We start from the raw sequence: 21319 nt of genomic DNA on the forward strand, positions 1-21319 counted from the left end.
ACGACGACCGCGCCCATCTCGGAGACCGCCAGGCCGAGTCTGCTCGGCGAACGGTACGGCGAGTGCCCAGTCGGTCTTCACCAGCAGCCCGCCGAGCACGGTGGTCGCACCGTCGGCGAGGTCGACGACCAGCCCGTCCCCCTCGCGGCGGACCGCGCGGACGCTGTCGGCGAGCACCGGCACGCCGAGCCGGGCCAGCGTGGCTCCGACCTCCTCGTCCAGGTCGGCGCCGTCGGTGAGCACGACCAGGCTCGGCGGCGATCGGGCCGAGCATCGAGGCCATCGCGGCCACGTGCGGGGCGGAGCCGAGGATGCCGACCCGGGTGCCGGCGTACTCGTGGCCGTGGCAGAAGGGGCAGTGCGCCACCAGGTCGCCGAAGTTCTCGGCGATGCCCGGGATCGCGGGCAGGGTGTCCCGGACGCCGGTGGCGAGCAGCACGCGGCGGGCCCGGACCGGCTCCTCGCCGGCCAGGCTCGAGGACGAGGTCGCCGAGGCTGCCGGAGATCGAGAGCACCTCGGCGTCGCGGAAGGTGACGTCGGCGTAGGCCTCGGCGTCCTTGCGGGCGGCCGTGCGCAGGCTCGGCGGGCGGGGCGCCGTCGTGGCCGAGGAAGTTGTGCATGTGGCCGGTCGGGTCGTTGCGGTAGCGGTCGGTGCCGAGCACGAGGGTGCGCTGGTGCATGCGGCCCAGGGTCTGGGCGGCCTGGAGGCCGGCTGAGCCGGCCCCGACGACGGCGACGTCATAGTGGTTCATGAGGAGTTCCTCTCGGGGATCATGGACTTGCGCAGGTCAGAAGCATGTGAGTTCATGTGGACATGAAGTCAAGCCGTCGCGACGTCCGCTGGTCGATCGGCGATCTCGCCGAGCGTTTCGACCTCGAGACCCATGTGCTGCGGCACTGGGAGGACAAGGGTCTGCTGTGCCCGGAGCGCGACTCCGCGGGCCGCCGGGTCTACGGCGAGGACGACGCCTACCGGGTCGCCACGATCCTCGCCAGCAAGGCGTCCGGGATGAGCCTGGAGCAGATCCGCACCCTCGTCGACGCCTCCACCGAGGGCCGTCGGGACGCGCTCAAGGAGCACCTCGCCGAGTCTGGACCGACGGCAGGCGGACCTCGAGCGCTCGCGGCACCTGACCGCGCACGCCCTGGAGTGCCGGGCGCACGACATCACCACCTGCCCCGGCTTCCAGGCGCACGTGGCCGACATCGTCGACGGGACCCGTCGAGGTCTCCCGTTGTTGGCCGGACATTCTCCCGGGCACAGGTGACGGGGACGGAGGTTCGTGGTTGAGTGACCTGGCTCACATCCAAACGTCCGGAAAGCAGGCTCACATGTCTCGGTCCCTCCGCTTTCTCCTGTCCCTCGGCTCCGTGCTCGCCGCCGCCCTCGTCGGGTTGGTCGCGATCCCGCCCGCCCACGCCGCCGGCCCGTCGTACGTCGCGCTGGGCGACTCGTACTCCTCCGGTGTCGGCACCCGCAGCCTACATCGACGACGGGACGAGTCTGCCAGCGCTCGAACTACGCCTACCCCAAAGCCTGGTCGCCGCCGCGAAGGGCTACTCCCTCACCTTCAAGGCCTGCTCCGGCGCCACCGTCAGCACGGTCACCAGCAGCCAGGCTCAGCGCGCTGACCAGCACCACGCAGTACGTCACCATCTCGGTCGGCGGCAACGACGCCGGGTTCAGCAGCGTGCTCACCGAGTGCGCGCAGCCGGGCTGGATGTCGGACTGCGACGGCTCGATCAACACCGCCCAGTCCTTCATCAACAACACCCTGCCGGGCCGGCTGAGCACGCTCTACGCCTCGATCAAGTCCAAGGCGCCGAACGCCGTCGTGGTCGTCGTCGGCTACCCGCGGGTGTTCATGGGCGAGGACTGCAACGCCGCCACCTTCTTCTCGCCCGCCGAGGAGACCCGGCTCAACGCCACCGCCGACCTGCTCAACAGCAAGGCTCTCCGCCGCTGCCAGCGCCAAGGGCTTCAAGTGGGCCAACCCCACGTCGCGGTTCACCGGGCACGCCGTCTGCGACAGCACCGAGTGGCTCAACGGCTTCTCGAACCCGGTCAGCGAGAGCCTACCACCCCAACCGGCTCGGCCACTCCTCCGGCTACCAGCCGCTGGTCTCGGGGCTGCTCGTCGGCTAGCACGCCGGGGTTCCCTCGGACCCCTTTGGTAGAACTCCTCGCATGAGGCGAATCTCGGCGACCGTGGGTCTGCTCGTCCTGACGAGCGGGCTCGCGGCCTGCTCCGGGGGCTCCGACGAGGACGGTGCGCGTGACGCGGCGACCGCCCTCGCCGGGGCGCTCTCGACGGGCAAGGACCTCGAGGGGCTGCGGTGGAGCGGGGCCGACGGTGCCACCGTCGCCAAGGAGCACGACGCGATCGTGGCCGGCATGGACGGCCTCGCTCCCACGGTGAAGGTCACCGAGGTCAGCGCCGACGGCGACAAGCCGTCGGCGACCCTGGCGTGGTCCTGGCCGGTGGTCGAGGGCGGTGACGCCTGGACCTACGAGACCACCGCGCCGCTGAGCGAGTCCGGTGACTCCTGGTCGGTGTCCTGGTCACCCGCGATCCTGGAGCCCGACCTGAAGGCGGGGGAGTCCCTCGACGTGGTGACCGAGTCCTCGCAGCGCGCCGACATCACCGGCGCCGGTGGCGCCCCGCTGGTGACCGAGCGGCCCGTGGTCCGGGTCGGCATCGACCGCAGCCTCGTCCCGGCGACCCAGGCGCCGGCCTCCGCGCGCCGGCTGGCCGCGCTGGTCGGGATCGACGTGGCGCCCTACGTCAAGGCGGTGACGGGGGCCGGCCCCAAGGCCTTCGTCGAGGCGATCACCTACCGCGCCGCCGAGGTCCCCGCGGCGGTGCGCGCGGCGATCCCCGGGATCGCCGGCGGCCGCACCGTCGACGGACGAGCTCGCGCTCGCCCCGACCCGCGACTTCGCCGCGCCCCTCCTCGGCAAGGTCGGTCCGGTCACCGCCGAGATGGTGAAGAAGGACCCGAGCGCCTACCGCTCCGGCGACATCGCGGGGCTCACCGGCCTGCAGGCCCGCTACGACGAGCAGGCTGCGCGGCACGCCTGGCCGCGCCGTCTACGCCGTGCCGGCGGCCAAGGGCGCCGAGCGCCGCGAGGCTCTTCCGCAGCGAGCCGGCCCCCGGCAAGCCGCTCGCGACGACGCTCGACACCCGCCTGCAGACCCTCGCCGAGCGGGTGCTCGGCACCGTGCAGCCGGCCAGCGCGCTGGTCGCGATCCGGCCCAGCGACGGCTCGATCCTGGCCGCCGCCAACGGCGCGGGCACCGGCGGGCAGAACTACGCGACCTACGGGCAGGCTCGCACCCGGCTCCACCTTCAAGTCGGTCACCTCGCTCGCCCTGCTCCGCGCCGGCCTCACCCCGCAGACGCCGGTCCGGTGCACCCCGACCGTGACCGTCAACGGCAAGCAGTTCAAGAACTACTCCGACTACCCCGCCTCCGCGGTCGGCACCATCCCCCTGCAGGAGGCGATCGCCCAGTCGTGCAACACCGCGCTCATCAACGCGCGGGCCAAGGTGAAGGACGGCGCCCTCGCTGACGCCGCCGGCAGCCTCGGGCTGGGCATCGACCACGACCTCGGGTTCCCGGCCTACTTCGGCAAGGTCCCCGCGAAGCCCGCCAGCGAGACCGAGGGCGCCGCGAACCTGATCGGCCAGGGCAAGGTCCTCGCCTCGCCGATGGCGATGGCCACGGTGGTCGCGAGCATCCAGGCCGGCAAGACCGTCGTACCGCACCTGGTGGCGGGCACCGACGTCTCCGTCCCCGCCGCCGCCAAGCCGCTCACCGCCGCCGAGGCCCGCCAGGCCAAGGCACTGCTACGCCGGGTGGTCACCGACGGCAGCGGCCGCGGCCTGGCCGACCTGCCCGGCGGCCCGGTCATCGCCAAGACGGGCACCGCGGAGTACGCCGACGCCGGCACCATCCGCACCCACGCCTGGATGATCGCCGCGCAGGGCGACCTGGCCGTCGCGGTCTTCGTCCAGACCGGCACGTCGGGCTCGCAGACCGCCGGTCCGCTGCTGGAGGAGTTCCTGCGCGGAGCCCGCTGACCGGGACCTTGATCCCAGATGCGACAACCGAGAAGGGGAATCTGGCGATAGTTTCTTGACCCGCGCTATGGCCGCGCTAGAGTGGGGGTGTCGTAATCGGAGGGAGCACCGAACGCGACAAGAGCCCCACGTTGACCCCATGCAATGTGGGGCTCGCTCCTTTTGAATGGTGCGAGCCCGGCTTCGCCGGGGCGGTCGGCAGCAAGTCTGCTGGGCGCCCGGCTCTCGCCGTGCTGCCGCACCGCGGTTGGCTTTCGTAGAGGTCGAGTTGGTCTGGCGGCAAGACTCGCCCGTTGGTGCGAGCGCGGCTTCGCCGGGGCGGTCGGCAGCAAGCTGCTGGGCGCCCGGCTCTCGCCGTGCTGCCAGGTGTTGGATGGGGCGAGCCCGGCTTCGCCGGGGCGGTCGGCAGCAAGGCTGCTGGGCGCCCGGCTCTCGCCGTGCTGCCAGGTGTTGGATGGGGCGAGCCCGGCTTCGCCGGGGCGGTCGGCAGCAAGCTGCTGGGCGCCCGGCTCTCGCCGTGCTGCCAGGTGTTGGATGGGGCGAGCCCGGCTTCGCCGGGGCGGTCGGCAGCAAGTCGCTGGGCGCCCGGCTCTCGCCGTGCTGCCGCCCCCGCGGTTGGCTTGCGTAGGTCCAGCCTCCGCTTGGCGGCAATCCTTTGATCTCGCCGTGCGGCCGGCGCCCGGTGACGGGTCCTCCCGTGGGGTTTCCGGGGCGTGCCAGAGTTGTCCCATGAGCCTGCGCGAGCGTCTTGACCAAGCTTGCTTCCCGAGTCGAACCGCCAGGCTGTACGTCGGCGGGCAGTGGGTGCCCGGGAGTGGCGGCGGCCGGATCGAGGTGATCGACCCGGCGGACGGCTCGGTGCTGACCGACGTGGCCGACGGGACCCTGGACGACGCGCGGTCGGCGTTGGACGCGGCGGCCGCGGCGCAGGCGGACTGGGCCGCGACGGCGCCGCGGGAGCGCGGGGAGATCCTGCGCCGGGCGTTCGAGTCTGGTGACCGCGCAGGCCGACGACATCGCGCTGGTGATGAGCCTGGAGATGGGCAAGCCGGTGGCGGAGGCCAAGGGCGAGGTGACCTACGGGGCGGAGTTCCTGCGCTGGTTCTCCGAGGAGGCGGTGCGCATCCACGGCCGCTGGATGCACAACCCGGCGGGCGGCAGCCGGCTGCTGACGGTGCGCAAGCCGGTCGGGCCGTGCCTGTTCATCACGCCGTGGAACTTCCCCCTGGCGATGGGGACCCGCAAGATCGGCCCGGCGATCGCGACGGGCTGCACGATGGTGGTCAAGCCGGCGGCGCTCACGCCGCTGACGATGCTCTACCTCGCCCGGCTCCTCGCCGAGGCCGGGCTGCCCGACGGCGTCCTCAACATCGTGACGACCAGCGACTCCGGCGGGCTGAGCAGCACCCTGCAGGCCGACCCGCGGTTGCGGAAGGTGAGCTTCACCGGCTCCACCGGTGTGGGCAGGCGGATCGTCGAGCAGTCCGCCGGGCAGCCTGCAGCGGGTGTCCATGGAGCCTGGGCGGCAATGCGCCCTTCCTGGTGTTCGCCGACGCCGACCTCGACGCGGCCGTGGACGGCGCGATGATCGCGAAGATGCGCAACATGGGCGAGGCGTGCACCTCCGCCAACCGCTTCCTCGTGGAGGCCTCGGTCGCCGAGGAGTTCGGCACCAAAGCTCGCCGAGCGGATGGGGGCGCTGCGCGTGGGCCGCGGCCAGGACGAGGGGGTCGAGGTCGGCCCGCTCATCGAGGAGAAGGCCGTCGAGTCGGTCGCCGCCACGGTCGCGGACGCGGTCGAGCGGGGGGGCGCGGGTGCTGACTGGCGGGGAGCGGCCCGAGGGCGAGGGCTTCTTCTACCCGCCGACGGTGCTCGTCGACGTACCGGCGGAGGCGGACGCGGTCACCCAGGAGACCTTCGGCCCGGTCGCCCCGATCACGACCTTCACCAGCGAGGACGAGGCGATCGCGCACGCCAACGCGACCGAGTACGGCCTCGCGGCCTACGCCTACACCCGCGACCTGAACCGCACGATCCGGCTCGCGGAGCGCCCGGAGACCGGCATGCTCGGCATCAACACCGGGCTGGTGTCCAACCCGGCCGCACCCTTCGGCGGCGTCAAGGCCAGCGGGTACGGCCGGGAGGGCGGGTTCGAGGGCATCGAGGAGTACCTCGACACCACCTACGTCGCCCTCCCGGTCGACTGATCGCGCGCGGGCTCAGGCGAACGGGATCCCGAACAGCCCGCGCTGGGTCCCGAAGCCGCAGGCTCGGGCGGAAGTCTGCTCGACCCGCCGTTGAGGGCGTTGACGGTCAGGCTGCAGGGCGGGCTCGTCGAACGCGATGCCGACGTGGCCGGTCGTGTCGAGCGGGCACAGGTCCTGCAGCAGGATGTTGCGGGTGCCGGGGCCGTCGAGGCGCTGGTTGGCGACGGGGTGCACGACCTCGTCGTACCGCGTGCTGATGACGGTGTACGACGGTCCGGCCGGCATCGCGTCACCGTCGGCCCACAGCGTCTGCAGCGCCTGGCTGCCGACCGCCTGCGAGGTCACCCCCGGGAACTGGGCGAAGGAGGCGAAGTCCTCCGCGATCCCGAGCAGGCCGAGCGCGCGGCCCAGCGCGGCGATGCCGAACAGACTCCGTGCCGTGGTTGCTGGGCGCGAGGCCGACGTACTTGTCGATCTTCGAGGCGCCGCCGAGACGCTTGATGAAGTACGTCGGGATCAGCCCGCCCTGGGAGTGGCCGACGACGTTGACCTTGGTCGCCCCCGTGGCGGCGAGGACCCGGTCGACGAAGGCGGCGAGCCTGGCGGGCGGAGTCCGCGGTGGGCGCGAGGCCGCCGACCCGGCCGAAGGACGCGGCGGTCTGGCCGAAGTTGAGGGTGAAGGTGCAGAAGCCGGCGTTCTTGATCCGCGGGCCGAGCCTTGGTGAAGTTGGCGCCGGCGTTGGCGAAGGTGCCGGGGAGCAGGATGGTCGGGCTCTTCCCGGCCTGCGGCCGGCAGGACCAGTCGTTGGCGCCGGCGGTGTAGTCCGGCCGGGCGGCGTAGTTGTAGCCGGTCTCGACCAGCGTGCCGTCGGGGATCGGTGCGGGGTCCGCCGAGGCGGGTGTGGCGAGGCCGGCGACGGCGACGATGCTGGTGGCGACCGCTGCGGCGGCGGCCCGGAACCTGGTGACGAGCATGGGTGCTTCCCTCCCGAGTGGGTGTGCACCGCCCTAGTGACGGTTGCGTCAACAGGGTAGGTGGCGCAGGTCACATCCGACAGGGGTCGCGGCAGCAAAAGGGTGGCCGCTTCCGGCCCGAGGCTCAGTCGCCGAGCGCCTCGAGCACCTCGACGTTGTGCCGGAAGCCGAAGACCTCGTACCCGACCACGGTCACCCAGGGCGCGAGCGAGGCCACCAGCAGGCACCACACCAGGTCGACGTCGGCCTGCGCCATGAGCACGGGGACGACGAGGACCACCGCGGTGATCGCCAGCAGGACCAGGTGGAAGGAGTGCAGGGAGCGGGTGAGCAGCGAGTAGCCGGCGTAGAAGACGACGAGGAACAACCCGACCGGTACGACGACGGTGAGCACCGTCCCGGTGAGGTGCAGTCTCGCTGTGGTGCTCCAGGTAGTAGGCGGCGACGTGCAGCCCGGCACCGGTGGCGACGATCGAGCCGAAGAGCGCCATCGCGCCGTAGCCGAACCCGAAGGAGCGCTCGCGCCGCGCGTGCAGCACCTCGCCGGTCGGCACGGCGAAGTAGCACCACCACGTGCCGAAGGTCAGTGCCGTGCCGGCGAGGGTGAACAGCCCGATCTCCCAGGACAGGCCGTCCTCGGCGAGGACGTTGATCGCGGCCATCGTGCCGATCATCCCCTCGCCGAGGGTGATGATGACCATCAGGCCGTAGCGCTCGGCGATGTGGTGGGCGTGCCAGGGCGTGCCGCCGCGGCGCAGACTCGGCGATCGCAGGGCCGCCGATCTCGACGAGGAACGGGATCACCATGAGCGCGAAGGTGAGGCCGACGGAGAGGTCGACCAGCGCCAGGACGCACCACAGCACCTGGGCGAGCGCGATCGAGACGACGTAGGTCCGGCAGGCCGCGCGGCGCTCGGGGTCGTGCCGGCCGGCGCGCAGCCACTGCAGGATCATCGCGACCCGCATCACGACGTAGCCCCAGACGATGACGTCGTTGTCGAGCGTCTCGCCGTGCTGGGTCACCGACTCGAACATCGGCTTGATGCCGAGCGCGAAGATCAGCACCCCGACCATCTGCATCATCGTGGTGATCCGGTAGACCCAGTCGTCGGTGTCGTAGGCCGAGGCGAACCAGGTGAAGTTGATCCACGCCCAGGAGATGCCGAAGGTCGCGAAGGCGAAGGCGGCGATGCCCGAGCCGACGTGCTCGGCGGCCGGGGCGTGGGCGAGACTCGTTGGCGGCGGTGCCGAAGGCGACCACGAAGGTGAGGTCGAAGAGCAGGCTCCAGCGGCGTCGAGGCCCGGCCCGTCTCGTGCGGGTCGCGGCCGGTCATCCTGCGGGTGCGGTGGCGTACGTCGGCGGCGGGCGTCTCCGGCATGCGGCGCAGTCTAGGTCGCGCGACGGCCCAGCAGCGCGAGCACGTGCACCGCTGCCGGCGCGCGGACGTCGACCGGCACGGGCGGCGCGAAGCGCGGGTCGTCGCTGAGCCCGACCTGCAGCGCGGTCGGCAGCAGGCCCGCGGCCAGTCGTTCGGGGAGCGGCCCGCCGCGCCCGGTCGCCCGGCCGACGTCCCAGCCGTGCACGGTGATCTCCAGCGCCGCGATCCGGGCGACGGTGTCCACCGGCAGCGGGTGCCCCCCGACGTCGACGTACGGCGCCCGCGCGCTCATCCACGAGGTGAGCAGCCCGCAGGCCTTGACCTCCAGCCGCTGCACCCGTTGCTCGAGCGGGGAGGGCGCGGCGCTGCTCAGCCCGACGGCGCCCTCGGCGGCCTCGGCGAAGGCGTCGAGAGCGTCCTCCATGTGCGCGAGCAGGTCGGCGAGGCTCCACCCGGCGCACGGCGTCGGGCGGTCGACGTCGGCGCAGGTGATGGTGGCCAGCGTGCCGCGGGTGTAGTCCAGGGCGCGCTGGAGCACGTCCAGGCCTGCGACGAGTCCGGCTGGTGCGGGCTCGGCGGACATCAGACCGGCACGTAGTCGGCCGGCAGCCGCTCCGGCAGGCCGAAGCGCGCGAAGAGCCGCGGGTCGAAGAAGGCGCTCACGTGCTCGACCCTCAGGTCCGCGCCGCTGCCGGTCATCTGCAGCACCTGCAGGTGGAAGGGCTCGAAGTGACCCTCCGGCTGGCGCATGTAGAGCCCGAACGCCGGCTGGCCGTTGGCGACGGTCTCGATCATCGGCATGTCGTTGGTGCCGCCCGGGCACTTGGACCCGATCAGGCGGCCGATCGCGTCGGCGCCGCGGAAGTGGTTGAGGAAGGGCGGCATGTCCCAGGTGGCGTCGTACTTCAGCAGGCTGGACGATCTGGTCGATGTCCTTGCGCCAGAACGCCGCCAGGTAGGCGTCGAGCAGGCCGCGCTGGTCCGCGTCCAGGTCCGCCTCGACCGTGTCCGGGGTCAGGCCGCGCTCGGAGAGCCTGGGCGTGCGCGCGCTGCAGCGCGGAGTTCACCGCGGCGGTGGTGGTGTCGAGCGCGGTGGCGGTCTCGGCGGCCGACCAGCGCAGCACGTCGCGCAGGATCAGCACCGCCCGCTGGCGCGCCGGGAGGTGCTGGAGCGCCGCGACGAACGCCAGCCGGATCGTGTCCCGCTCGGCGACCTCGACCGCCGCGTCCGGGATCGGCTCCAGCCAGGGCACCTCGTGGTCCTCGAGCAGGCTCGTCGGAGGGTGCCGAGTCCGCCGTGCCGAGCCCGGTGGGCAGGGGCCGGCGCGGCTTGCTCTCCAGGTTCGTCAGGCACACGTTGGTCGCGATCTTGTAGAGCCAGGTGCGCACCGAGCTCCGGCCCTGGAAGGCTCGCGGACGCCTTCCACGCGCGCAGGAAGGTCTCCTGGACGAGGTCCTCGGCCTCGTGCACCGACCCGCTCATCCGGTAGCAGTGCGCCAGCAGGCTCGCGCTGGTAGCGCCCCGTGAGGGTGTCGAAGTCGGCGAGTCTCACTGCTCGCGGTTGCCTGCTCGGTCACCGTGATTCCCATCCCTGCCCCTGTGGTCTCGCCAGTCTGCCTGAACCGGTAGACGGGGGTCGAGGAGAAAACTCATCGGTGCGCGCGCACGACCTCCAGTGCACGCTCCGCCGCCGGTACGGCGAGCACCCGGTCCGCGGGCACCAACCCGATCCGGGTACGGCGGTCGAGCAGGTCCGCCACGTCCGCGGCGCCCTCGTGGGTGATCCCGAAGAAGAGCTCCGCCCAGACCGTCGCCAGGCTCCGGGTGGATCGGCGCGAGCAGATCGGTCTCGGCCCAGCCGGACGCCTCGGCGGCGGCGCTCAGCACGAGGTCGGCGTCGGCGCCGTACCTCCGGACGAGGCGGGCCCGGCCGGGGGAGCCGGCCCGGGCGGCCTGCTCGGCGAGTGCCTCGCGCGGCGCGGCGCCGGCCAGCGGGAGGGTCGCGGTGACGCACGGCCCGGCGGGAAGTCGGGCGTGGGCGACGGCGGCGTCCACGGCGTCCTCGGCCATCCGGCGGTAGGTCGTCGAGCTTTGCCGCCGACGATGGTGACGACGCCGGTCGGCGACGTGAGCACGGCGTGCTTGCGGGAGAGGTCGGCCGTGGAGCCCTCTCCGCTGTCCAGCAGCGGGCGCAGCCCGGCGAAGGCGCCGACCACGTCGGAGCGACGCAGCGGCCGGGCGAAGGAGGCCGACACGACGTCGAGCAGGAAGCCGATCTCGACCTCGGTCGGCGCGGCGACGTCGGGGACCGGGCCCTCGACGGGCTCGTCGGTGAGGCCGACGTAGACCGGCCGTCGGGCTGGGGGAGCACCAGCACGAAGCGGTTGGTCTCTCCCGGGATGGGCGCGAACACCGCGACCGTGAGACCGGGCAGGGCCTCGCCGCGCAGCACCAGGTGGGTGCCGCGGGAGGGCCGCAGCCGGACGTCCTCGACCAGGTCGCCGGCCCACACGCCGGCGGCGTTGACGACGGTTCGCGCCGTGACGGTGAGCGGGGCTCCGGTCAGGCTCGTCGCGCAGGCTGCACCCGGGTCCCCGACGCCGAGACCACCCGGGCCCGGGTGTGCACGGCGGCGCCGCGCTCGGCGGCGGTGCGGGCGATCGTGGTGACCAGCCGGGCGTCGTCCTCGAGTCTGTCCGTCCCAGCCGAGAAGACCGCCGCGCAGGCCGTCGGTGCGCAGGGGCGGGGCCAGCCGCCGGGTCTCCGCGGCGCTCAGCCGGCGCGGCCGGGGCAGCGTGTCCTTGCTGGTCCCGGCCGCCCGCCGCAGCAGGTCGCCGCCGACGAAGCCGGCACCGGCGAGCGCGCCCATCGGCTTGCTGACCCCGGCGCCCAGCGGGATCAGCGACGGCAGCGGGTGGGTCAGGTGCGGCGCGGTGAGGTCCATCAGGATGCCGCGCTCCACGGCGCTCTCGTGGGCGATGGCGACCTGGCCGGAGGCGAGGTAGCGCAGGCCGCCGTGGACGAGCCTTGGAGGACCATCGCGACGTACCGAACGCCAGGTCGTGGGCGTCCACCGCGAGCACGCTCAGCCCGCGCGAGACCGCGTCGAGGGCGACCCCGGCGCCGGTGACGCCGAGGCCGATCACGACCAGGTCGACGTCGGTGGGCGCCCCGGCCAGACCGGCTGTGATGCGGCTCATCGGCTCAGGCTCCGCACGACCTGGGTGCGCAGGCTCGGCGTCGAGGCTCGCAGCGTCCACCGCGTCGTCGAGCATGGTGTGGGCCGACAGCACGAAGCCGTGGGCGGCGAGCACCAGTCCGCGGGCGATGACGACGGGGTCGCCGTCGCGGATCGTGCCGGCCTCCTGGCCCTGTGCGACGGCGCCCGCGAGGACGCCGATGACCAGGCTCCTGCGAGCGGCCGCGGCGGGCCAGCAGGTAGGGCAGGATCAGGCTCCGGGTCGAGCTCCACGATCCGGGTGAACGAGCTCGTTGCCGCGCAGCGCGTCGATGGTCGCCGCGACCGCGTCGGCGATCCGCTCCGGGGTCGGCGCCCCGGCGAGGTCGACCTGTCCGGCGACCAGGCCGCCCCACTCGCGGGTCATCAGGTCGCCGAGCAGCGCGGGCATGTCGGACCAGGCGCGGTAGATCGTCATCCGCGACACCCCCGCCCGACGGGCCACCTCGGTGAGCGTGGTGCGCCGCCAGCCGACGTCGAGGATGCACTCGCGGGCGGCGTCGAGGTAGCCGTCGCGGGGGCCGGTCTCGGACTCATGGTTGTGACGATGTGACGTCATGTGTAACACTGTAACACATGACGACCGAGCGTCCCGCCGTCCTCCAGCCCGAGATGCCCGCCACCCGGTGGGGCGACCCGGCCTCCGCGCACGGCCTGCCGGACGGGGTCCGCGACCTCGTCGGCATGGTCTTCCCGATCTCCGACACCCCGGCCCGCGCCGATGTCACCGTCCCCGCGTCCCGGCTCTCGCCGGAGCCTGGTCGAGGGCCTGCGGGGCGTGGTCGGTGCGGCGAACGTGCTCACCGACGACGACGTACGGCGCCTGCGCACCCGCGGCAAGTCCACCCCCGACCTGCTGCGGCAGCGCAGCGGCGACCTGGGCGACGCGCCGGACGTCGTCGTCCGGCCGGGTGGGCACGACGACGTGGTCGCCGTGCTGGCCTTCGCCCAGGAGCACCGGATCGCGGTGGTCCCCTTCGGCGGCGGCACCGCGGTCACCGGCGGCCTGGTCGCCGACCCGGCCGGCCTCGCGGGCGTGCTCTCGCTCGACCTCGGCCGGATGCGCGGGCTGCTCGCCCTCGACCCGGTCTCCTCGACGGCGACGCTCGAGCCCGGCCTGCGCGGCCCCGAGGCCGAGGCGCTGCTGGCCGAGCACGGGTTGATGCTCGGGCACTTCCCGCAGTCGTTCGAGTACGCCTCGATCGGCGGGTTCGCGGCCACCCGCTCCAGCGGGCAGTCCAGCGCCGGCTACGGCCGCTTCGACGCGATGGTCGTCGCCCTGCGTGTCGCGACCCCGGTCGGCGAGGTCCGGCTCGGCGCCTCGCCCGCCAACGCCTCGGGCCCGGACCTGCGCGAGCTCTTCCTCGGCTCCGAGGGCGCCTTCGGCGTGATCACCGAGGTCACCGTCCGGGTCCGCCCGCTGCCGGAGGTCAAGGAGTACGAGGGCTGGCGCTGGGCCTCCTTCGCGGCGGGCGCCGACGCGATGCGCGCGCTCGCGCAGTCCGACCTGCTGCCCACCGTGCTGCGCCTGTCCGACGAGAACGAGACCGCCATCAACCTCGCCGACCCCGACGCCATCGGAGGCGAGGGGAGCGCAGGCTGCCTGATGATCGTCGGCTACGAGGGCACCTCCGCCGCGGTCGCCGCGAAGATGGCCGCCGTCACCGCGGTCCTCGACGGCCTCGGCGGCACCCCGCTCGGCTCCGCGCCCGGGGAGAAGTGGGCCGCGGGACGCTTCGACGCGCCGTACCTGCGCGACAGCCTGCTGGACGTCGCCGTCCTCGTCGAGACCTTGGAGACGGTGACCTTCTGGAGCAACCGGGAGAACCTCTACACCCGCGTGAAGACCGCGCTGGAGACCGCTCTGCCCGGCGCGATGGTGCTCTGCCACGTCTCGCACGTGTACGCCACCGGCTGCTCGCTCTACTTCACCGTGGCCGCGCCCGGGGGCGACGACCCGCTCGCCGCCTGGCTGCCGGCCAAGGCCGCCGCGTGCGAGGCGATCGTCGCCGCCGGGGCCTCGATCACCCACCACCACGCCGTCGGCACCGACCACAAGCCCTACCTCACCGCCGAGATCGGCGAGGTCGGCGCCACCGTGCTGCGGGCCGTGAAGCAGGCGGTCGACCCGGCCGGGATCCTCAACCCCGGGGTGCTGGTCCCGTGACCCGCTCGTTCTCCTTCCTCGTCAACCCGAGCGCCGGCGGTGGCGCGGCGCCGCGCGTCGTCGTACCCCTCGCCCGGGCACTGCGCGAGGCCGGCGCGAGCGTCGAGGTCACCTACACGACCTCGGCCGCCGAGACCCCCGCCCTGGTCGCCTCTGCCGTGGGGGCGGACGCGGTCGTGGTCTCCGTCGGCGGCGACGGCATGCTCTCCTCGGTCGCCGGCGCGGTGTCCGCGGCGGACGGGGTCCTCGCGGTGGTGCCGGCCGGGCGCGGCAACGACTTCGCCCGGATGCTGGAGGTCCCGCACGACACGGCCGCCCAGGCCCGGCTGCTGCTGGCGGGCGAGGAGCGCCGCATCGACCTGCTCCGGGTCACCGTCGGTGGGGCGACCTCCGTCGTCGCCGGCTCGGTGTACGCCGGCGTGGACGCCCGGGCCGCGGAGATCGTGGACCGCTCGCACTGGCTCCCCGGCAGGCTGCAGTACCCGGTCGCCGCGGTCCGGGCGCTCGCGACGTACCGGCCGGTGGACTGCGTGCTCGAGGTCGACGGCGCCCGCTCGACCCACCAGGCCGCCACGGTCGTGGTCGCGAACTCCCGCTACTACGGCAAGGGCATGGCCATCGCGCCCACCGCGTCGGTCTCGGACGGCCTGCTGGACGTGGTCGTGATCGAGGCGGCCGGGCGGCTGGACCTGATCCGCTCCCTGCCCAAGGTGTACGACGGCGGGCACGTCGCCCTCGACGAGGTCACCGTCCTGACCGGGCGCCGGGTCACCCTCTCGGGCACGTACGCCGGAGGTGCCGCCGTGCCCGTCGGCGCCGACGGCGAGGCGCTCGGCCCGCTGCCCGCGACCGGCGCGGACCCGATGGCCGTCGAGTCTGCTGCCGGAAGCCCTGCGCATCCTCGCCTGAGCCCTTAGGGTCGGCGCATGCTGAGGGGGAGAGGGGCCGTTGCCGCCCTGCTGGTGACGGCGTCCTGGGGACTGACGGCGTGCAGCCACGAGAACGACCACGCGGTGGCGGTGTGCCCGGACGTGGCGACGTTCTTCCCGGTGGGGAACCAGGCCGACGTCGACTACCCCGCCGTGGTGGACGCGATCGACTGCGACGGCGTGACCTCCGCGCGGGAGGAGCGCTGCCTGCACACGCCGTGGGGGCGGGCGCCTGACGCGGAGCACTTCGCCGACAAGGTGGGCTCGTCGCCGGAGGATGCGGTCCGCATCACCGCCGGCGACGGCACGGTCATCACCAAGGTCCTCTCGCGGACGAGGGCGTGGGCGCGCATCGCCGTCGAGCCCGACGGCGACACCGGCGTCTACGACGTCCAGCGGCTCCGCGCGGGCTGGCTCGCCGTGGCCGGCGAGGGCTGCGCCACGGGTGCCGCGTCCGACGACGAGCCGGACGAGCCGATCAGCGAGGAGTGCCAGCGGGCGATCGACGAGGCGACGCCGGGGCCCGACGGGACTGCCATGGTCGCCTGCGCCGAGGCTCGTGGACGGGCCGGTGCCGGAGTGAGGCGCCGGGGGAGCGCCGCGACCGCCGCCCTGCTCACCGCGGCCGCGTGGGGTCTGGTCGCGTGCGGCCACGAGGACGAACCGGACGCCGGCGCGTGCACGACGGCACGGGGTGACACCGCCGAGGCGGCTCTGCTCGATGCCGCTCCCGGTGCCCACGTGATCCGCACCGATCACCTGACGCCGGGCGCGGTGATGCTGGAGGTGCGCGGCGAGGACCAGCCCTACGTCGTCACCCAGGACGACGAGGGGTGGCGCGTGCTGGGCGGCCCGGGCTGCGCCGCGGTGCCGTGCGCCGACGCCACCGCGGCGCTGAAGAAGGCCGAGGCGACCGCGCACCAGGTCCCCGACCCGAGCCTGGCCTATGCCGCGAACATCGGCATCGACTGCGACGAGAGCCTGACCGACCCGTGCACCGCACCCGGCGCGCCGTGCTGGCGCTGACGACCCTGGCCGCCACCGGCCTCGTCGCAGGTGACCTCGGCGCGGGCGGCGCCCCGGCCGGCGACGCCTGTGCGTCGTACACCATCCCCGCGGAGGACCTCGGTGGCCGCGACGAGGCCTTCGCGACCGACGTCATCGCCACCTGCTACGACGGCGACGGCGTGACCCGGACGTGCGAGGTCGGAGCCCCCGGGCAGGATGGCGATCTCCCGGTGACCTGCCGGCCGGCCGACTGAGCGACGTCGCACCTGACGGAACGGTCGTGTGATCCCCCGATCCACGACGCGTTCGTCAGGTGCGACGCGCGAGGGTCAGCCTGGGCGCGGGCAGCGAGCGGCTGATGATCTCCTTCATGATCTCGCTCGTGCCGGCGTAGATCTGCGAGACCCGGAGGTCGGCCCAGGCGCGGGCGATCGGGTACTCGTTCATGTAGCCGTAGCCGCCGTGCAGCCTGCAGGCACTTGTCCGCGACCTTCTGCGCGCGCTCGGAGCACCACGAGCTTGGCCATCGCGACCGTCGGGATGTCGAGCCTGGCCCTCGAGGTGCAGGGTGATGCACTCGTCGACGAAGGAGCGGGCGACGCGGGCCTCGGTGGCGACCTCGGCCATCTTGAACTTGGTGTTCTGAAAACCCCAGATCGGCCGGTTGAAGGCGTGCCGCTCGTGGACGTAGCGCATCGTCTCGTCGTAGCAGAACTCCATCGCCGCGACGTTGGAGACCGCGACGATCAGGCGCTCCTGCGGGAGCCTGCTCCATGAGCCTGGATGAAGCCCTGGCCCTCCTCGCTGCCGAGCAGGTTGGTGACCGGGATCCGGACGTCCTCGAAGAACAGACTCGGAGGTGTCCTGGCCCTTCATGCCGACCTTGTCGAGCACCTTGCCGCGGGAGAAGCCGGGGGTGTCGGTCGGCACGATGACCAGCGAGATGCCGGCCGCCGCCTCCTCCGGGTTCGTCTTGACGACGGTGACCACGACATCGGCCTGGGCGCCGTTGGTGATGAAGATCTTGGAGCCGTTGACGACGTACTCGTCGCCCTCGCGGATCGCCTTGGCCTTGATGTTCTGCAGGTCCGAGCCGGTGCCGGGCTCGGTCATCGCGATCGCGGCGACGGCCTCGCCGCTGGCGAGCTTCGGCAGCCAGGCGTGCTTCTGCTCCTCGGTGCCGTAGTTGAGGATGTAGTGGGCGACGATGCCGTTGTGGAGCGAGACGCCCCACGAGTCTGTCGCCGACCCGGGCCTGCTCCTCGATCAGGATGGCCTCGTGGGCGAAGGTGCCGCCCCCGCCGCCGTACTCCTCGGGGATGGAGAGGCACAGCAGGCCGACCTCGCCGGCCTTGTTCCACAGTCTCGCGGTCGACCTGCTTGTTGGCGATGAAGGTGTCGACGTTCGGCTTGATCTCCTTCTCGCAGAAGGTCCGGGCGAGGTCACGGAAGTCGTCGAGGTCGGTGTTCATCCACGGCGAGCGGCGCTGGGGCATGTCGGTCCCTCTCGGGGGGTCAGGAGTCTGGGTACACGGTGTATCGGCTACTGGATACTAGTTGTACCCAAGACCGCTTGTCCAAGGTAACCTTGCTCTCGTGGTGGACGTGGTGAAGTGGGTCGACTCGACGGTGCGCCGGCGCAGCGCCAACGAGGCGCTGGAGAGCGACGCCCGCCGCGCGCAGGTCGTCCAGGCCGCGATCGACGCCATCGAGGAGGGCGGCGCCTCCGTCGGCATGGCCCAGATCGCCGAGCGTGCGGGCATCCCGCGCCCCCATGTCTACCGCCACTTCGCCAGCAAGGAGCAGGCTCGACGCCGAGGTCGCCCGCTACGCCGCGACCGAGTCTGCTGCGGCGGGTGCGTCCCCACCTGTCCCGGTCCGGTACGCCGGCCGAGGTCATCGGTGGCCTGATCGGGCCCTGCGTCGCGTGGGCCGCGGAGCACCCGCACCTGTTCCGCTTCCTCGCCGCGCAGCAGCAGACCAAGGCGCTGCACCGTGCCCGGCTGGGGCGGACCCGCCTGCTCAGCGAGATCGTCGAGGCCACCCGGTCCTACCTGCGCGAGACGCCCCTGCCCACGGACCCGCCCGAGGGGGTCCTCGTCAGCGTGATGGGGATGGTCGACGCCAGCATCATCTGGTGGTTCGACCACCACGACGAGTCCCAGGAGCAGGCTCGTCGAGCGGCTGACCCGGCAGGTGACCGCCGTGCTCGTGGACGCCGTCGCGCAGTACGGGCTCGTCGTGCCCGACGACGTGGTGCTCCGCCCGGCCGACTGAGATTTTTCCCGGGACGGCGGAATAGCGCGGGTCCTGGTCGCCTTGGACCAGAAGTTTCAAACTTGAAACAACTGGACGGAGACGACGATGACCGCATGCCTGACCCGAGTGCCGAGCACCGGGACCCCTTCCGCCGAGGTGCGCACCTCGGTCGTCGTACCGCTCCGCTTCGCCGACGGGTACGCCGCCACCGCGGACGTGGTGACCTTCACCGGCCTCGCCGACGGCAAGGATCACCTGCTGCTCGGCCTCGGCGACTGGCGCGGCCGGCTGGCCGGGCTCGCCGCCGGCGGGGAGGCGCCGCTGGTGCGCCCGCACAGCGAGTGCCTGACCGGTGACGTGTTCGGCTCCGAGCGCTGCGACTGCGGTCCGCAGCTGCGCGAGGCGGTCGAGCGGATCGCTGCCGAGGGCGGCTTCCTGCTGTACCTGCGCCAGGAGGGCCGGGGGATCGGCCTGTACGCCAAGCTCGACGCCTACGCCCTGCAGGACGCCGGCCTCGACACCTACGAGGCCAACCGGGCGCTCGGTCGCGGCGAGGACGAGCGGGACTACCGCGCCGCCGCGCAGATGCTGCTGGCCCTGGGCGCGGACCGGATCCGGCTGCTGAGCAACAACCCCGACAAGGCCGCGCAGGCTCGCGGCCCACGGGATCGGCGTCGATGAGCAGGTCGCGACCGGCGTGCACCTGTCCGCCGCCAACCGGCGCTACCTCGCCGTCAAGCGGGACCACACCGCGCACACCCTGGACCTGGGAGACTTGTCCGCGTGACCGAGTGGCTCGACGAGGAGGAGATGGCGGCCTGGCTGCCGCTGATCCGGATCGTCCAGGCCCTCCCGCAGGCCCTCGACAAGCGGCTGCGTGAGGAGGCCGGCATCCCGCACAACTACTACGGGATGCTCGCCACCCTGTCCGCGCGCCCCGACCGGACCCTGACCATGGGCGAGCCTGGCCCGGCTCACCGCCTCCAGCCCGTCCCGGCTCAGCCACGCCGTCACCGGCCTGGAGCAGCGCGGCTGGGTGCTGCGCAAGCAGTGCCCCGAGGACAAGCGCCGCCAGTTCGTGACCCTCACCGACGCCGGCCAAGAGTCTGCTGGACCGGGTCGCGCCGAGCCACGTCGCGCACGTGCGGGGGCTGGTCTTCTCCCAGCCTGAGCCCCGAGCAGGTGCGCCAGCCTGGGCGAGATCGCGGCGGCGATCGTCGGGCACGACGAGACTCGGCGAGGCTTGAGGCTGGCTGCAGGAATCCCCGCTTACCGGGGGATTCCTGCGGTTACTGGCCGTTGCAACGGTCAGGAACCGTAGGAGAACGTCAAGAACCCCCCAGCGCTCCGCGCCGTCGTCAGGCGAACGACCAGACGAGCAGACTCGGTCGGCACCGCCGCCGTCACGTCGTACGACGCCCCGCTGGTCAGCAGGAAGGCGTCCCCCGCCGACAGCGGCTCGGCGAGCGAGGAGCGCAGCAGCGCACCGGTGGCCACGAAGGCGTGCACCCTCGCCGCGGCGGGCAGCGCCAGGGTCTCCCCGGCCTCCAGCCGGGCGACCGCGAAGGCCGCACCGGCAACACCGACCGGCAGCGGCGCGCCCTCGCCGGCGACCCGGACCAGGCCGGAGCCCTCGGGCGCGGCAGCCGCCCGGTAGGCCGGTGCGGCGTCCGGGTCGTCCGGCGTGAGCCAGACCTGCACGAAGCGGGTGACGCCGTCGCCGGCGACCTCGCTGTGCCGCACCCCCGAGCCGGCGCTCAGCACCGCGCACTCGCCCGGGCCGAGGCTCCACCGCCGCGCCCGTCCCGTCGGTGTGCACCAGCGTGCCGCTGAGCACCCAGGACACGATCTCCAGGGCCGCGTGCGGATGGTCCTCGAAGCCCTGCCCCCGCCCGATCAGGTGGTCGTCGTGGCACACCATCGGCCCGAAGGACAGGCGTTCGGGGTCCAGGTCCGGCCCGAACGAGAAGGCGTGCTGGGTCAGCCGACCCGGGACACGCTCGGCGAACCTGCTCGAACCCCTGCGGATCTCGACGTTCACATGTCAGATTGTGGCCGGTGACTCGTCGGGCCCGCGCAGGCTGGCCGTGCCCTGGACGCGCACGTGGGAGGGTGGGCCCGATGGAGGACAGGGAGAGGGACCTGGCCGCGCGCCTGCCGGCGGGCTTCCGTTTCGGCACCAGCACGGCGTCGTACCAGATCGAGGGGGCGGTGGCCGAGGACGGCCGCGGCCCGTCGGTGTGGGACACCTTCACCGCGGAGCCCGGCCGGATCGTCGACGGCTCGAGCGGCGCGGTGGCGTGCGACCACTACCACCGCTACGCCGAGGACATCGAGTCGATGCGCCGCCTGGGCGCCCCGGGCTACCGCTTCTCGATCGCGTGGCCGCGCGTGCAGCCGACCGGCTCCGGACCGGCCAACCCGGCCGGCCTGGACTTCTACGACCGCCTCGTCGACGGCCTGCTGGAGGCCGGCATCCGGCCGATGGCCACGCTCTTCCACTGGGACCTGCCGCAGGCGCTGGAGGACGACGGCGGCTGGCTCAACCGCGCCACCATCGACCGCTTCGCCGACTACGCCGCGATCGTGGCCGAGCGGCTCGGCGACCGGGTCGCCGACTGGGTGCCGGTCAACGAGCCCAGTGTCGTCACCATGATGGGCTACGCCGTCGGGATGCACGCCCCCGGCAAGGCGCTGCTCTTCGAGGCGCTGCCCGTCGGTCACCACCTGCTCGTCGCGCACGGCCGCGCCGCGATCGCCCTGCGCGCCGCGGGCGCCCAGAGCGTCGGCTGCGCCAACAACCACGCCCCGATCTGGCCGGGCTCCGACGACCCCGCCGACGTGGGCGCGGCCAAAGCTCTTCGACGCGCTGTGGAACGGGCACTACCTGGAGGGGATGCTGCTCGGGCGGTACTCCGAGGAGATGATGATGCTGCTGGAGGAGCACGTGCGCGACGGCGACTTCGCGACGATGCGCCAGCCGCTCGACTTCTACGGCGTCAACTACTACAACCCGATGCGGATCGCCGCGGCCGACGAGACCGCCGAGTTCGCCGTTCGAGTTCCGTGA

At 73.0% G+C, this 21319-nt stretch carries 25 protein-coding genes and 5 pseudogenes; 18 read left to right on the forward strand and 12 right to left on the reverse strand.

What is annotated here, in order from left to right:
- Positions 1–815 precede the first annotated feature (815 nt).
- The 8 genes and pseudogenes from G5V59_RS23445 to G5V59_RS37565 all read left to right on the forward strand — a co-directional run bounded on the left by G5V59_RS23445 (position 816) and on the right by G5V59_RS37565 (position 6293).
- Positions 816–1292: a MerR family transcriptional regulator gene (locus tag G5V59_RS23445; protein ID WP_278258058.1), complete on the forward strand. Its 477-nt coding sequence runs from the start codon at positions 816–818 to the stop codon at positions 1290–1292.
- 174 nt (positions 1293–1466) lie between these two features.
- Positions 1467–2147 (forward strand): hypothetical protein, encoded by a 681-nt coding sequence (locus tag G5V59_RS23450; RefSeq protein ID WP_341351015.1) that lies wholly within the window; start codon positions 1467–1469, stop codon positions 2145–2147.
- A 249-nt stretch (positions 2148–2396) separates the two neighbouring features.
- Positions 2397–2540 (forward strand): annotated as a pseudogene (locus G5V59_RS23455) (hypothetical protein); the annotation flags it as partial.
- 445 nt (positions 2541–2985) lie between these two features.
- Positions 2986–4086, forward strand: a complete 1101-nt coding sequence (locus G5V59_RS23460; protein ID WP_278260023.1) for a penicillin-binding transpeptidase domain-containing protein — start codon at positions 2986–2988, stop codon at positions 4084–4086.
- A 729-nt stretch (positions 4087–4815) separates the two neighbouring features.
- Positions 4816–5013 (forward strand): annotated as a pseudogene (locus tag G5V59_RS37550) (hypothetical protein); the annotation flags it as partial.
- 67 nt (positions 5014–5080) lie between these two features.
- Complete coding sequence (locus tag G5V59_RS37555; RefSeq protein WP_341351299.1) at positions 5081–5674, forward strand: aldehyde dehydrogenase family protein; 594 nt, start codon at positions 5081–5083, stop codon at positions 5672–5674.
- Positions 5675–5776: 102 nt separating this feature from the next.
- Positions 5777–5824: pseudogene (locus tag G5V59_RS37560) on the forward strand (hypothetical protein); the annotation flags it as partial.
- Positions 5825–5900: 76 nt separating this feature from the next.
- A complete protein-coding gene (locus tag G5V59_RS37565; protein WP_341351016.1) occupies positions 5901–6293 on the forward strand; it encodes an aldehyde dehydrogenase family protein in 393 nt (130 codons plus the stop codon).
- A gap of 12 nt (positions 6294–6305) precedes the next feature.
- Here the strand turns inward: G5V59_RS37565 and G5V59_RS23470 are convergent, their stop codons facing one another.
- The 10 genes from G5V59_RS23470 to G5V59_RS23515 all read right to left on the reverse strand — a co-directional run bounded on the left by G5V59_RS23470 (position 6306) and on the right by G5V59_RS23515 (position 12374).
- Complete coding sequence (locus G5V59_RS23470) at positions 6306–6578, reverse strand: hypothetical protein (RefSeq protein ID WP_278258059.1); 273 nt, start codon at positions 6576–6578, stop codon at positions 6306–6308.
- 4 nt (positions 6579–6582) lie between these two features.
- Entirely contained in the window at positions 6583–7320 is a 738-nt protein-coding gene (locus G5V59_RS23475) for an alpha/beta fold hydrolase (RefSeq protein WP_278258060.1), read from the reverse strand.
- Positions 7321–7460: 140 nt separating this feature from the next.
- On the reverse strand, positions 7461–8459 hold the full coding sequence (locus tag G5V59_RS23480) for a low temperature requirement protein A (protein WP_278260024.1): 999 nt from the start codon (positions 8457–8459) through the stop codon (positions 7461–7463).
- Positions 8348–8647, reverse strand: a complete 300-nt coding sequence (locus G5V59_RS23485; protein WP_278258061.1) for a hypothetical protein — start codon at positions 8645–8647, stop codon at positions 8348–8350. The genes G5V59_RS23480 and G5V59_RS23485 overlap by 112 nt, the downstream gene beginning before the upstream one ends.
- A gap of 10 nt (positions 8648–8657) precedes the next feature.
- On the reverse strand, positions 8658–9230 hold the full coding sequence (locus G5V59_RS23490) for a TIGR03086 family metal-binding protein (protein ID WP_278258062.1): 573 nt from the start codon (positions 9228–9230) through the stop codon (positions 8658–8660).
- A complete protein-coding gene (locus G5V59_RS23495) occupies positions 9230–9532 on the reverse strand; it encodes a hypothetical protein (protein ID WP_278258063.1) in 303 nt (100 codons plus the stop codon). The genes G5V59_RS23490 and G5V59_RS23495 overlap by 1 nt, the downstream gene beginning before the upstream one ends.
- A gap of 20 nt (positions 9533–9552) precedes the next feature.
- Positions 9553–9900 (reverse strand): sigma factor-like helix-turn-helix DNA-binding protein, encoded by a 348-nt coding sequence (locus G5V59_RS23500; RefSeq protein WP_278258064.1) that lies wholly within the window; start codon positions 9898–9900, stop codon positions 9553–9555.
- The gene (locus tag G5V59_RS23505; protein WP_278258065.1) at positions 9783–10130 is read right to left on the reverse strand and encodes a sigma factor; all 348 of its coding nucleotides are present in this window, start codon (positions 10128–10130) and stop codon (positions 9783–9785) included. The genes G5V59_RS23500 and G5V59_RS23505 overlap by 118 nt, the downstream gene beginning before the upstream one ends.
- A 398-nt stretch (positions 10131–10528) precedes the next feature.
- Positions 10529–11962: an FAD-dependent oxidoreductase gene (locus tag G5V59_RS23510; RefSeq protein ID WP_278258066.1), complete on the reverse strand. Its 1434-nt coding sequence runs from the start codon at positions 11960–11962 to the stop codon at positions 10529–10531.
- Positions 11853–12374 carry a hypothetical protein gene (locus G5V59_RS23515; RefSeq protein WP_278258067.1) on the reverse strand — a complete coding sequence of 174 codons (522 nt, stop codon included), beginning with the start codon at positions 12372–12374 and terminating at the stop codon, positions 11853–11855. Before G5V59_RS23515 ends, G5V59_RS23510 begins: the two co-directional genes overlap by 110 nt.
- Before the next feature lie 233 nt (positions 12375–12607).
- On the opposite strand from G5V59_RS23515, the gene G5V59_RS23520 reads away from it, so the two are divergent.
- The 4 genes from G5V59_RS23520 to G5V59_RS23535 are packed head-to-tail and all read left to right on the forward strand — an operon-like array spanning position 12608 to position 16244.
- On the forward strand, positions 12608–14053 hold the full coding sequence (locus G5V59_RS23520; protein ID WP_278258068.1) for an FAD-binding oxidoreductase: 1446 nt from the start codon (positions 12608–12610) through the stop codon (positions 14051–14053).
- Positions 14050–14970 carry a YegS/Rv2252/BmrU family lipid kinase gene (locus G5V59_RS23525; RefSeq protein WP_278258069.1) on the forward strand — a complete coding sequence of 307 codons (921 nt, stop codon included), beginning with the start codon at positions 14050–14052 and terminating at the stop codon, positions 14968–14970. Before G5V59_RS23520 ends, G5V59_RS23525 begins: the two co-directional genes overlap by 4 nt.
- A 45-nt stretch (positions 14971–15015) precedes the next feature.
- Positions 15016–16008 (forward strand): hypothetical protein, encoded by a 993-nt coding sequence (locus G5V59_RS23530; protein WP_278258070.1) that lies wholly within the window; start codon positions 15016–15018, stop codon positions 16006–16008.
- Complete coding sequence (locus tag G5V59_RS23535; RefSeq protein ID WP_278258071.1) at positions 15975–16244, forward strand: hypothetical protein; 270 nt, start codon at positions 15975–15977, stop codon at positions 16242–16244. The genes G5V59_RS23530 and G5V59_RS23535 overlap by 34 nt, the downstream gene beginning before the upstream one ends.
- Positions 16245–16299: 55 nt before the next feature.
- Here the strand turns inward: G5V59_RS23535 and G5V59_RS23540 are convergent, their stop codons facing one another.
- Both G5V59_RS23540 and G5V59_RS23545 read right to left on the reverse strand, forming a co-directional pair.
- A complete protein-coding gene (locus G5V59_RS23540) occupies positions 16300–17103 on the reverse strand; it encodes an acyl-CoA dehydrogenase family protein (RefSeq protein WP_278258072.1) in 804 nt (267 codons plus the stop codon).
- A gap of 190 nt (positions 17104–17293) precedes the next feature.
- Positions 17294–17437: pseudogene (locus G5V59_RS23545) on the reverse strand (hypothetical protein); the annotation flags it as partial.
- A 161-nt stretch (positions 17438–17598) separates the two neighbouring features.
- Between G5V59_RS23545 and G5V59_RS23550 the strand changes: the two are divergent.
- The 6 genes and pseudogenes from G5V59_RS23550 (at position 17599) to G5V59_RS37575 (ending at position 21319) form a co-directional block, all read left to right on the forward strand.
- The gene (locus G5V59_RS23550) at positions 17599–17901 is read left to right on the forward strand and encodes a helix-turn-helix domain-containing protein (protein WP_278258073.1); all 303 of its coding nucleotides are present in this window, start codon (positions 17599–17601) and stop codon (positions 17899–17901) included.
- Between the two features lie 16 nt (positions 17902–17917).
- On the forward strand, positions 17918–18178 hold the full coding sequence (locus G5V59_RS23555; RefSeq protein WP_278258074.1) for a hypothetical protein: 261 nt from the start codon (positions 17918–17920) through the stop codon (positions 18176–18178).
- A gap of 176 nt (positions 18179–18354) precedes the next feature.
- On the forward strand, positions 18355–18930 hold the full coding sequence (gene ribA / locus G5V59_RS23560; protein ID WP_278258075.1) for a GTP cyclohydrolase II RibA: 576 nt from the start codon (positions 18355–18357) through the stop codon (positions 18928–18930).
- Positions 18931–19032: 102 nt separating this feature from the next.
- A complete protein-coding gene (locus G5V59_RS23565) occupies positions 19033–20082 on the forward strand; it encodes a hypothetical protein (protein WP_278258076.1) in 1050 nt (349 codons plus the stop codon).
- Between the two features lie 288 nt (positions 20083–20370).
- Positions 20371–21045 (forward strand): annotated as a pseudogene (locus G5V59_RS37570) (family 1 glycosylhydrolase); the annotation flags it as partial.
- A 100-nt stretch (positions 21046–21145) separates the two neighbouring features.
- On the forward strand, positions 21146–21319 hold the full coding sequence (locus tag G5V59_RS37575; RefSeq protein ID WP_341351300.1) for a family 1 glycosylhydrolase: 174 nt from the start codon (positions 21146–21148) through the stop codon (positions 21317–21319).

This window comes from Nocardioides convexus (assembly GCF_011090295.1).